This is a genomic window from Bradyrhizobium sp. (assembly GCF_030693485.1).
GTDB lineage: Bacteria > Pseudomonadota > Alphaproteobacteria > Rhizobiales > Xanthobacteraceae > Bradyrhizobium.
The window spans coordinates 1-10,394 of the sequence record NZ_JAUYAN010000170.1 but is presented as its reverse complement, the minus strand read 5'-3'; the positions used below and the strand labels follow the sequence as shown (position 1 = coordinate 10,394).

General features: G+C 62.9%; 10 protein-coding genes. All 10 read right to left on the bottom strand.

The features are described 5' to 3' along the window. The coding region (locus Q8N40_RS12275; RefSeq protein WP_305712004.1) for an acyl-CoA dehydrogenase family protein at positions 1-260 on the bottom strand (260 nt) is incomplete at its 3' end. 4 nt (positions 261-264) lie between these two features. Further along, positions 265-1,473: a CaiB/BaiF CoA-transferase family protein gene (locus tag Q8N40_RS12270; protein WP_305712003.1), complete on the bottom strand. Its 1,209-nt coding sequence runs from the start codon at positions 1,471-1,473 to the stop codon at positions 265-267. 281 nt (positions 1,474-1,754) lie between these two features. Next, positions 1,755-2,924 carry an acetyl-CoA acetyltransferase gene (locus Q8N40_RS12265; protein ID WP_305712002.1) on the bottom strand — a complete coding sequence of 390 codons (1,170 nt, stop codon included), beginning with the start codon at positions 2,922-2,924 and terminating at the stop codon, positions 1,755-1,757. A 43-nt stretch (positions 2,925-2,967) separates the two neighbouring features. Further along, positions 2,968-3,612: a bifunctional 4-hydroxy-2-oxoglutarate aldolase/2-dehydro-3-deoxy-phosphogluconate aldolase gene (eda, locus tag Q8N40_RS12260; protein ID WP_305712001.1), complete on the bottom strand. Its 645-nt coding sequence runs from the start codon at positions 3,610-3,612 to the stop codon at positions 2,968-2,970. Next, positions 3,609-4,565 carry a sugar kinase gene (locus Q8N40_RS12255; protein WP_305712000.1) on the bottom strand — a complete coding sequence of 319 codons (957 nt, stop codon included), beginning with the start codon at positions 4,563-4,565 and terminating at the stop codon, positions 3,609-3,611. The genes eda and Q8N40_RS12255 overlap by 4 nt, the downstream gene beginning before the upstream one ends. Positions 4,566-4,664: 99 nt before the next feature. Further along, positions 4,665-5,651, bottom strand: a complete 987-nt coding sequence (gene denD, locus Q8N40_RS12250) for a D-erythronate dehydrogenase (protein WP_305711999.1) — start codon at positions 5,649-5,651, stop codon at positions 4,665-4,667. 102 nt (positions 5,652-5,753) lie between these two features. Continuing rightward, positions 5,754-6,845 carry an ABC transporter ATP-binding protein gene (locus Q8N40_RS12245; protein ID WP_305318024.1) on the bottom strand — a complete coding sequence of 364 codons (1,092 nt, stop codon included), beginning with the start codon at positions 6,843-6,845 and terminating at the stop codon, positions 5,754-5,756. An 87-nt stretch (positions 6,846-6,932) separates the two neighbouring features. Further along, positions 6,933-7,784 (bottom strand): carbohydrate ABC transporter permease, encoded by an 852-nt coding sequence (locus tag Q8N40_RS12240; RefSeq protein ID WP_305318025.1) that lies wholly within the window; start codon positions 7,782-7,784, stop codon positions 6,933-6,935. A 43-nt stretch (positions 7,785-7,827) separates the two neighbouring features. Beyond that, positions 7,828-8,769 (bottom strand): carbohydrate ABC transporter permease, encoded by a 942-nt coding sequence (locus Q8N40_RS12235; RefSeq protein ID WP_305318026.1) that lies wholly within the window; start codon positions 8,767-8,769, stop codon positions 7,828-7,830. A gap of 124 nt (positions 8,770-8,893) precedes the next feature. Beyond that, entirely contained in the window at positions 8,894-10,195 is a 1,302-nt protein-coding gene (locus Q8N40_RS12230; protein ID WP_305711998.1) for an ABC transporter substrate-binding protein, read from the bottom strand. Positions 10,196-10,394 lie beyond the last annotated feature (199 nt).

Genomic DNA, 10,394 nt, shown 5'->3' with positions numbered 1-10,394 from the left:
GAAGCGCCGGACATGCCGGCGCCGGATTCCGAAATCGTCCGCATCATGATCGCGGCATCGGTGATCCCGAGACCCGAGCCGCCATATTCCTCGGGGATGCAGATGCCGAGCCAGCCGGCATCCGCCAGCGCCCGGTGGAAGTCGGCGGGATAGCCGCCTTCCTTGTCCTTCTTCAGCCAGTAGGCGTCGTCGAAGCGGGTACAGATCTTGCCGATCGCGTCACGGATCGATTCCTGGTTGGCGGTCAGTGCGAAATCCATGGTCTTAATCCCTCGTGGCCGGCGCCGTTATGGTGACGCCGTCGCGGACCAGTGCGGCGATCTCGTCGTCGGAGTAGCCGGCATCCCTGAGAATTTCCTCGCCGTGTTCGTTGAGCCGCGGCGCCCCCCGCGCCGTCTCGACCGGCGTGTCCGACCAGGTGGCGGCGACCTTCATGTTGCGGATCTTGCCTTCGGTGGGATGATCGACCACGGGAAAGAAGTCGGTCGCCACCAGATGCGGATCCCGCAACATGCTCTCGAGGTCATGCATCGGCATCACGGGGACGTCGGCCTTGACCAGCAGCTCGGTCCACTCGGCGGTGGTGCGGGTCTCGAGAATACGCGCGAGTTCGGCATAGACAAGGTCGATATTGACGGCGCGCCCGGCAAAGGCCGCAAACCGGGGATCGCGGCGCAGGTCGTCGCGTCCGGTCGCCGCAAAGAAATTTTCCCATTGCTTGTCGTTATAGACGATCACGCAGATGTAGCCATCGGAGGTCTTGTACGGCCGCCGGTCGCGCGACAGATGCCGCGCATAACCGCCCTTGTCGAGCGGCGGCTCGTAGGTCAGGCCACCCATGTGATCGCCCATGACGAAACCCGCCATGGTTTCGAACATCGGAATGTCGACGCGCTGGCCGCTGCCGGTGCGGTCGCGATGCACCAGGCTGGCGCAGATGGCGCCGACTGCCGTCAGGCCCACGATGCGGTCGACCAGCGCATTGGGCACATAGCGCGGCACGCCGTCGCTGGTCTGCGCCATCAGCGCGGGAAGCGCTGTGGCGCCCTGGATCAAATCGTCATAAGCGGGCTTGGCCGCGTAGGGGCCGTCCTGGCCGAACCCGAACACGCCGGCATAGATCAGCCGCGGATTGATTTTCGCGACCACGTCGTAACCGAGTTGCAGCCGCGCCATCGCCTGCGGCCGCACATTGTAGACCAGCACATCGGCGGTCGCGATCAGCCGCAGCACGGCGTCGCGCCCGGCCGGCTTCTTCAGATCGAGACAGATCGAGCGCTTGCTGCGGTTGGTGTTGAGGAACACCGGGCCCATGCCGGCATGCCGGGTCGGGCCGATCTGCCGCGTCACGTCGCCATCGGGCGTCTCGATCTTGATAACGTCGGCGCCGTAGTCGCCGAGCATCTGGGTGGCATAGGGTCCCATCAGCACGGTCGTCATGTCGATGACCTTGATGCCCTCGAGTGGTCCCATGGCGTGATCTGCTCCCGAGTGCTGCGGTTTCACCGCGATTTCGGGTCTAGTAACGGCAGCACGTTGGGAAGATCAAGGGCGTCATGGGTATGGGCGTATGCAGGAATTCCAGTATCCACGTCTTCCCTGCGAACGCAGGGGCCCATACTCCGTGAAGTTACGATATATCGATCTGGCCAGCGAAACGGCAAAACAACAACGGCCGGTGGCTATGCATCCCTGCGTTCGCAGGGACGACACCTGTCACTCTGCTTCGGCAGCTTGCCGCAAACCCGCTCCGCTTACTTCGCGGGCTCCAGCACCGAGACGTAGTTCGCTACCGCCGCCCCGCCCATGTTGAAGATGCCGGCGAGTTTTGCGTTCTTGATCTGCATGCCCTCGGGCGCCTGGCCGACGAGCTGCATCGCGCTCATCACATGCATGGAGACGCCGGTGGCGCCGATCGGGTGGCCCTTGGACTTCAGGCCGCCGGAGGGATTGACCGGCAGCTTGCCGTCCTTCTGGGTCCAGCCTTCCTTGATGGCGCGCGCGCCCTGCCCGCGCGGCGTCAGGCCCATCGCTTCATACTCGATCAGTTCGGCGACGGTGAAGCAGTCATGGGTTTCGACGAAGGAGAGGTCGTTGAGCGTCACGCCGGCCGATTGCAGCGCGCGCTGCCAGGCCACGGTGCAGCCTTCGAACTGCAGGATGTCGCGCTTCGACATCGGCAGGAAGTCCTGCGCATGCGCAGTGGCGCGGATGTTGACCGCCTTGCCCATGGTCTTTGCCGTTTCCGTATCGGTCAGCACGAGTGCCGCGGCGCCGTCCGACACCAGCGAGCAATCGGTGCGCTTCAGGGGCCCGGCGACGAACGGGTTCTTCTCGCTCTCGGAGCGGCAGAAATCAAAACCAAAATCCTTGCGCATCTGCGCATAGGGATTGGAAACGCCGTTCTTGTGGTTCTTGGCGGCGATCATCGCCAGCGCATCGGACTGGTCGCCGTATTTCTGGAAATAGGCCTGCGCGATCTTGCCGAACACGCCGGCAAAGCCGCCGGGGGTTTCGCCATCTTCCGGCAGATACGACGCGCGCAACAGGTTGCGGCCGATTTCAGCCGGCGGCGTCCGCGTCATCTGCTCGACGCCGACCACCAGCACGATCTTGGCGGCGCCCGCGGCAATCGCCCGGATGCCCTGATGCACCGCGGCCGAACCGGTGGCGCAGGCATTTTCCACGCGCGTTGCCGGCTTGAAGCGCAGCGCAGGGTCGGCCTGCAGCACCAGCGAGGCGGTAAAATCCTGCGGCGAGAAGCCGGCATTGAAATGCCCGAGCACGATTTCGTCGACGTCGCCGGCGGAAATGCCGGCATCGGCCAGCGCATCGACGGCGACCTTCACCACGAGGCTCTCGACGGTCTCGGTATCGAACTTGCCGAACGGCGTGTGCGCCCATCCGACGATGCTGGCTGTCATGGTCGTTCTCCCTGTCTCGCTCGGGGTGTTATGTAGCCTATCTTCACGCCGGTTTCAGCGATTTCATGGCCCGTTCGCACATGGCGGTTATGCCGGACCAGTTGCCGGACCGGATATCCGCGGCCGGGCATAGCCAGGAACCGCCGACCGCGATCACATTGGGCTCGGCCAGCCAGGTGGCCGCATTGGCCTCGCCGATGCCGCCGGTCGGGCAGAACCGCATGTCGGGAAACGGCCCCGCCAGGGCGCGAAGCGCCTTGATGCCGCCGGACTGCTCGGCCGGGAAAAATTTGACCGGCCCAAAGCCATGCGCCAGCGCCAGCATCAGTTCCGACGCCGTCGCGATACCGGGGGCAAACGGCAAGGCGCTGGCCGCGGCCGCCCGGAGCAAATCCGGGGTGGCGCCGGGGCTGATGCCGAATTGCGCGCCGATATCCTCCGCGCGCGCCAGATCGTCCTCGTTCAGGATGGTGCCGATCCCGACCACGGCCTCGGGCACATCGGCCATGATGGCCTTCGCAGCCGGAAGCGCCACCAGCGTGCGCAAGGTGACCTCGAGCACGCGCACCCCGCCCGCAACCAGCGCTCGCGCCAGCGGCACGGCGTCCGCAAGCCGCTCAATGGTCAGGACCGGGATAACGCAGCCGGATTTCAAGAGTGCAGTGAGTTTTTCCTGTTTCGGTGTCATGGGGAGGCCTTACGAGTGGATCCCGGCCCGGGCAATATACTTGCCGGCATTGCCGAACGCGGGATGATGGCACCGGGATAGCACACCACGACGCCGCCTAGGCGATGCCCCGCACGAGCGGCCTCGACCGGTTCCGCGCCTGCGAGCCGCGCGGCGATGTAGGCGGCCGAGAAACTGTCCCCGGCCGCGGTGGTATCGACGACAGGCTGTGTGATGGGCTCCGGCCTTACTTCCCGCAATAATCCTTCAAACCGCACGATGCTGCCGGGGCTGAGAAGTTTCAGCACCAATTCGTTGCAGGGAATGCGCGCCATCAGCTGTTCGTCGGTTTCGTCGGGATAGAGCGGCAGCAAATCCTCGGGCGAAGCCAATACGATATCGGATACCGCAAAGGCTTCGCCAAAGACGGCGCGCGCGACGTCGGAATCGGACCAGCCACGGGCCCGGAAGTTGGTATCGAAGACGATGCGGGCGCCATGCTTGCGGGCGTTGCCGAGCCCGCCAAGCAGTTTCGTTCGTCCCTGCTGGGTGTAGATCGACAGCGTGATGGCCGACAGATAGATGACGTCATAGGTCGCGAGCGAATTGAGGATATCGCCGGTCTCGGGCAAATCCATCAGGCTGCGCGCGGCGGCGTTCTCGCGCCAGTGGAAGAACCGGCGATCGCCGTACGCGTCGGTCTGGATCATGTAGATGCCGGGCAATTTTCCTTTCAGCCGCGCAACCCGGCTGGTGCCGATGCCCTCCGTGGCCCAACCCACCAGCATCTCGTCGCTCATGGGGTCGTCACCCAGCGCGGTGATGTAGTCGACGCCGACGCCGAGCCGGGCCAGATAGACCGACGTATTGAGGGTATCGCCGCCGTAGCCGCGCGAAAACAAACCGGCCTGCCCGTCTCCATGGGCCTGCTTCAGTTCGATCATGCATTCGCCGATGCAGGCAACCTGGGTCATGGCGCGGTCTTTAGGACGTCATTGCGAGCGCAGCGAAGCAATCCAGCTCGCCGAGCAAAGAGAGAATGGACTGCTTCGCTGTGCTCGCAATGACGAGAATCAGTTGACGAACTTGCCGCCAAGTTCGTCATCAATGTGAATCTTGATGATGTCATCGAACGTTTGTTCGGCGGTGGTGAAGCCAAGCTCGCGGGCGCGTCTGGCGTCAAAGTTGCGCGGCCATCCCGCGACGATGCCCATGATGAACGGATCGGGCTCGCGCTTGATTCTTGCTGCCACCTTGTCCCCCGCCACCCGCTTCAGCGCCGCTATCTCCTCGCCGACGGTTGCCGAGAGACCAGGCATGGTGAGGTTGCGACGCGCGCCGGCGGTGGCGCTGTCCATGGTCGCCGCATGCAGCAGAAAGCCCACGGCGGAACGCGGTGAGGCATGCCAGTGACGGACATCCTCGGACACCGGCAGCACCGCTTCCTTGCCGGCCAGCGGTTCGCGCAGGATGTTGGAGAAGAATCCCGAGGCCGCCTTGTTGGGCAGGCCCGGACGGATGCAGATGGTCGGCAGCCGGATGCCGATGCCGTCCATGAAGCCACGACGCGAATAATCCGCCAGCAGCAGTTCACCGATCGCCTTCTGGGTGCCGTAGCTGAGCAGCGGGGTGTGGAAGAACTCGTCGCCGATGGCGTCCGGGAATGGCGCACCGAACACGGCGATCGACGAGGTGAAGACGATGCGCGGCTTGTAGCCATCGCCAATCAGCCTGACGGCGTCGAACAGCATCCGCGAGCCGTCGAGATTGATGCGGTAGCCCTTGTCGAAATCGAGCTCGGCCTCGCCGGAGACGATCGCCGCGAGATGAAATATGACATCGGGCCGGTCCGCCACCAGCGGTTCGGCGGCGCCGGCTACCGCGAAGTCGCAGGTGACGGTATCGACCGGAAAACCCGCATTGGCGGGTTTGGCCGGCGCGACGACGTCCTGCAGCGTCAGCCGCGTGATGTCGCGCTTGCCGAGGCGTCCGTCGCGCAGCAGCCGCTCGGTCAGCTTGCGGCCGACCATGCCGGCGGCGCCCAATACCAGAATGTGCAAAGCCCTACTCCTTCTTGTTATTGAAACCCGGACGCAAGCAGGGCCGCATGATCACGGGGTTGGGAATCCATGTCGATCTCCTTCAGGCATCGAGTGCGGTGGTCATATTGCCGCCTCGGTCGTCGCGTCGAAGAACCGAAGGCCCGCCGGGTTGATGCCGAGGCGGATCTTCTGCTGGGGCTTCACCTTGACGGTCGGCTCGACGCTGGCGACCATCGCGCTACCGCCGGCTTTCAAGTCCAGGATGATTTCGGCGCCGAGCTGCTCGGCGACCTCAACCACCGCCTCGAACGAAAGGTCTTCCGGATCGGCGCCGGAGGCCATGTGCAGGTCTTCCGGCCGGATCCCGAGCGTCGCGGGCTTGCCCTTGTGCGGGCCCATCCGTGCCGCGATCTGCTCCGGCACCCGGATCCTCATCGTCGGATTGGTGGCGTAGACCGCGCCCCCCACTTCCTCGATCATCGTGTCGGCGAAATTCATCGCGGGTGAACCGATGAAACCGGCCACGTACCTGTTGGCGGGGTTGTTGTAGAGTTCCAGCGGCTCGCCCACCTGCTGGATCAGGCCGTCCTTCATCACGACGACCCGGTCCCCCAGCGTCATCGCCTCGACCTGGTCATGGGTTACGTAGATCGAGGTCGTGGCAAGGCGCTGGTGCAGCTTCTTGATCTCGACGCGCATCTGGACCCGCAGCTTCGCATCGAGGTTGGACAGCGGCTCGTCGAACAGGAAGACTTTCGGATTGCGCACGATCGCGCGACCGAGTGCGACGCGCTGGCGTTGTCCACCCGACAGCATGCGGGGCTTGCGGGTGAGATGATCCTTGATGTCGAGAATGTCGGCGGCGTTGTTGACCCGCCTGGCGATCTCCGCCTTGTCGAATTTCCTCATCTTCAGGCCGAAGGCCATGTTGTCGTACACCGTCATATGCGGATAGAGCGCGTAGTTCTGGAACACCATGGCGATATCACGATCCATGGGCGGCAGCTCGTTGACGATCTTGTTGCCGATCATGATGTCGCCCTCGGAGATCGTCTCGAGCCCCGCCACCATGCGCAAGGTGGTGGTCTTGCCGCAGCCCGACGGGCCAACGAGCACGACGAACTCCTTGTCCTTGATCTCGAGCGAGACGCCCTTCACGGCGTGAAAATCGGCGTAGTGCTTGTGCACTTGACGGATCGTTACATTTGACATTGCCGCTCTCTGTCCCCAGTCGTCCGGTTTTGTTGTGCCTTAGCGGCTTGCTCTCCTGGCAAGGCACCTGGCAAGTCACTTGGTCCGCTAGCCTTTGACGCTCCCTGTCACGCCGGAAACGTATTGTTCGACGAAGAACGAGTAGGCAATGGCGACAGGAATCGAGCCGAACAGCGCGCCGGCCATCAGCGGCCCCCAGAAAAACACGTCGCCGCGCACCAGTTCCGAGATGACGCCGACGGGCACGGTCTTCTGCTCCGGGCTCGACAGGAATACGAGGGCGTAGATGAACTCGTTCCAGCTGAGGGTAAACGCGAAGATCATGGCAGACAGGATGCCCGGCACGGCCACGGGGATGATGATGTACAGCATCGCCTGCCAGCGTGCGGCGCCGTCGATGCGCGCGCACTCCTCCAGCTCCTTCGGAACGGATTTGAAATAACCCATCATCAACCAGGTGCAGAACGGGATCAGAAAGGTCGGGTAGCTCAGGATCAGCGACCAGGGCGTGTCGCCGAGGCTGTAGGTGCGGATGATCTCGGACAGCGGAATGAACAGCAGCGTCTGCGGCACCAGGTAGGTGATGAAAATGGTCGTACCGAGCAGGGCCGCGCCCCTGAAGTTGAGCCGCGACAGGGCATAGCCGGCGAGTACGCCGCAAAACAGCGAGATCGCGGTCGCGACCACGGCAATGAAGGTGGTGTTCCACATCCAGATCAGGAACGTGGTCTCGCCGAACAGATATTTGAGGTGCGCCGTGGTCGGATTCCACGTCCAGAACGGTTTGTAGTTGGCCCGGTACCAGGGGATATAGAGCTCACCATCGGGCCGGAACGTCGTGATGATCATCCAGTAGAACGGGAACAGCAGGAAGATCAGGAAGATCGCCATCGGCAGGCGAAAGAACACCCAGCGGCGCCAGACTGCACCTTCGATCATGGGTGGAACTCCCGGTTGGGTGAAGAGGAGAAGCCATTGCGCATCACCGTGTCTCCACCCTGCGGATGTACATCAACTGGAAGATCACAATGCCGAACAGCAGCGGGAACATGGCGAGCGAGACCGCGGCGCCTTGGCTGAGAAGGCCGGTGCCGACGCCGAGCTGGTAGGCATAGGTCGCGAACAGGTGCGTCGCATTGGCCGGCCCGCCGCCGGTCATGACATAGACGATCTGGAAGTCGGAGAAGGTCTGAATCACCGAGAACAGCACCACGACCATGGTCACCGGCATCAGCAGCGGCCAGGTAATATACCAGAACCGCTGCAACGGCTTGGCGCCGTCGATGGCGGCGGCCTCGCCAAGGTCAGGGCTGATGGTCTGCAGGCCCGCCATCAGCGAAATGGCGAAGAACGGCACGCCGCGCCAGATGTTGACGATCATGATCGACAGCATCGCGAGATCGCCATCGCCGAGCCAGTTGACGCCCGCCCCCGCGGCGACGATGCCCAACTTGAACAGCATCCAGTTCAGCACCGAGAAGGTCGGATCGAACATCCACTTCCAGGCGAAGCAGGCGAGCACGGTCGGCACGATGAACGGCAGCAGGATGAAGGCGCGCGTGAATGCCTTGAACTTGAAATCGCGATTGAGCAGCAAGGCGAGCCAAAGACCCAGGATGAGTTTGAACACCGTCGTGACGAACGTGTAGAGGAACGTGTTGTAAACGACGGCGTGAAAAATCGGGTCCTTCAACAGGCGCGCGAAGTTCTCGAAACCGACGAAATCGCCGATCACGCCGACCTTCGAATTGGTGACGGCGAGCAATATGCCGCGCATGAACGGGTAGGCGATGAACATCAGCAGCAGCGCGATCGTCGGCAACAGCAGCAGCATCGCGAGGTTGCCCTCGCTCTCCAGCGGTCGCCATTTCGGCTTGCCGACGATGATACCGCCGTCGGGAACGGGTACTGCAGTCGTCGCCATTTACATCAATCCAGGTTCGTACGCATGAAGCCAGGTCCCTTGACGCCAATCGACGGCGCACAGGAAAACACGGCAGTGCGGAAATACCCCTGTCGCCGTGAACGGCGACAGGGGTCGGTTCGCCTCAGGCGCCGTGGATCGATTTCAGCTGGGCCTCGCACGCCTTGACGGCGTCCTCGGCCGACTGGCCCTTGACGGCCGACGCAAACATGTTGCCGATCAGGTATTTCGACAACACTTCGGCGGCTTTGGCATTCGACTCGCCGGGGTATCCCGCTGCCAAGCCGATCTTGCCGATCGTCGCGAACGGCGCCATCACCGGATTCTGCGTCCAGACCTTGTGCGATTCCCACCCGGAAGTGGCCGGCGTGTAGAAGCCCTGGCCGGTCTCGAACCACTGCTCGTAGTTGGCCTTGGTGTGCATGAACCGAAGCAGGTCCTTGGCCGCTTTCTGATTCTTCGAATAGGTCGGGATGACGTGCGACTGGACAAGGTGCAGACCAAATTGCCCCTTGGGCCCGGCCGGCAACGGCGCATGCAGGATATCGTCCTTCAGCGGCTTGCCGTCGGCCGTCTTGTACTGGTCGGGCTTGCGCGAAGCCTCGATGTAGATCGACGCCCCGTTCAGCGTCGAGCTGATGGTGCTGGCCAGGAAGGCGCGGTTGTTCGACGAGTCGTCCCAGGCCAGACCGCCTTCGTCCATCGAGTCCTTCCAGAAGGCGGTCATGTATTTGACGGCCTCGATGGTCTCTTTCGAGTTGATGGCAACCTTGCCCTTGTCATCGACTTCGGCGCCGCCGAACGACCACAGGAACGGGTATGCGAACCCGACCGGATCGCCGAACGACTGGCCGAGCGACTGGCCGATCGGGAAGCCCTTGGCCTTCAGCTTCTTGCCGGCATCGCGATAGGCGTCCCAGGTCTTGGGGAATTCGGTCAGCCCGACATCCTTGAACATCGACACGCGCCAGGCGTTCAAGCCACCGACGTAGTCCATCGGCAAGCCGAAGAATTTGCCGTCCGACGAGGCGTTGGCCAATGCGGCCTTGTACCAGCTGCCCTGGTCCTTCGCGACTTCCGCCGCGACGTCGGAGACATCGACGAGGCTCGCCTTGTAGAGTTGAGGATGATTGTTGTTCAGCATGATCACATCGGGGCCGGCGCCGGCCTGAATGCCCGACGTGATGCGCGCCTGCAGATCGTTGGCGTTGACGGTCTCGAACTTAACCTTGATGCCGAGTGCCTTTTCCGCCTCGGGGAACAGCTTGGTCTTGAGAATGGCGTCGCAGGCGGGAACAAAGTCATTCCAGCGCAGGATGTGCACTTCCGGCGTGCCCTGCGCGATGGCCGGCATCTTGACGGACGCCAGCACGGCGGCCATGCCGCCCGTGGTCTTCAGAAACTTGCGTCGATTGATCTTGGTCATTGAATCCCTCCCTGGGAATTAGTGGGTAAGCGTTTCCAGATCTGCAGCGTGGCTCTTAGAGGCCTGTTGACCGAACAAGGATCGAATTCCGTCGGCGACGCCGACAGGAATGTATACAGCGACGGCTGGAAACTCCATCCAGATCTTGCCGCCACGAAATGAAATGCTGTCCGACGATCATTTCAGTTCAGTCGCTTCC

Bases quoted from the DNA above. Each gene is read 5' to 3' on its own strand.
- Q8N40_RS12270 (WP_305712003.1), bottom strand. From the start codon at position 1,473: ATGGGACCACTCGAGGGCATCAAGGTCATCGACATGACGACCGTGCTG.
- Q8N40_RS12265 (WP_305712002.1), bottom strand. From the start codon at position 2,924: ATGACAGCCAGCATCGTCGGATGGGCGCACACGCCGTTCGGCAAGTTC.
- eda (WP_305712001.1), bottom strand. From the start codon at position 3,612: ATGACACCGAAACAGGAAAAACTCACTGCACTCTTGAAATCCGGCTGC.
- Q8N40_RS12255 (WP_305712000.1), bottom strand. From the start codon at position 4,565: ATGACCCAGGTTGCCTGCATCGGCGAATGCATGATCGAACTGAAGCAG.
- Q8N40_RS12245 (WP_305318024.1), bottom strand. From the start codon at position 6,845: ATGTCAAATGTAACGATCCGTCAAGTGCACAAGCACTACGCCGATTTT.
- Q8N40_RS12240 (WP_305318025.1), bottom strand. From the start codon at position 7,784: ATGATCGAAGGTGCAGTCTGGCGCCGCTGGGTGTTCTTTCGCCTGCCG.
- Q8N40_RS12235 (WP_305318026.1), bottom strand. From the start codon at position 8,769: ATGGCGACGACTGCAGTACCCGTTCCCGACGGCGGTATCATCGTCGGC.
- Q8N40_RS12230 (WP_305711998.1), bottom strand. From the start codon at position 10,195: ATGACCAAGATCAATCGACGCAAGTTTCTGAAGACCACGGGCGGCATG.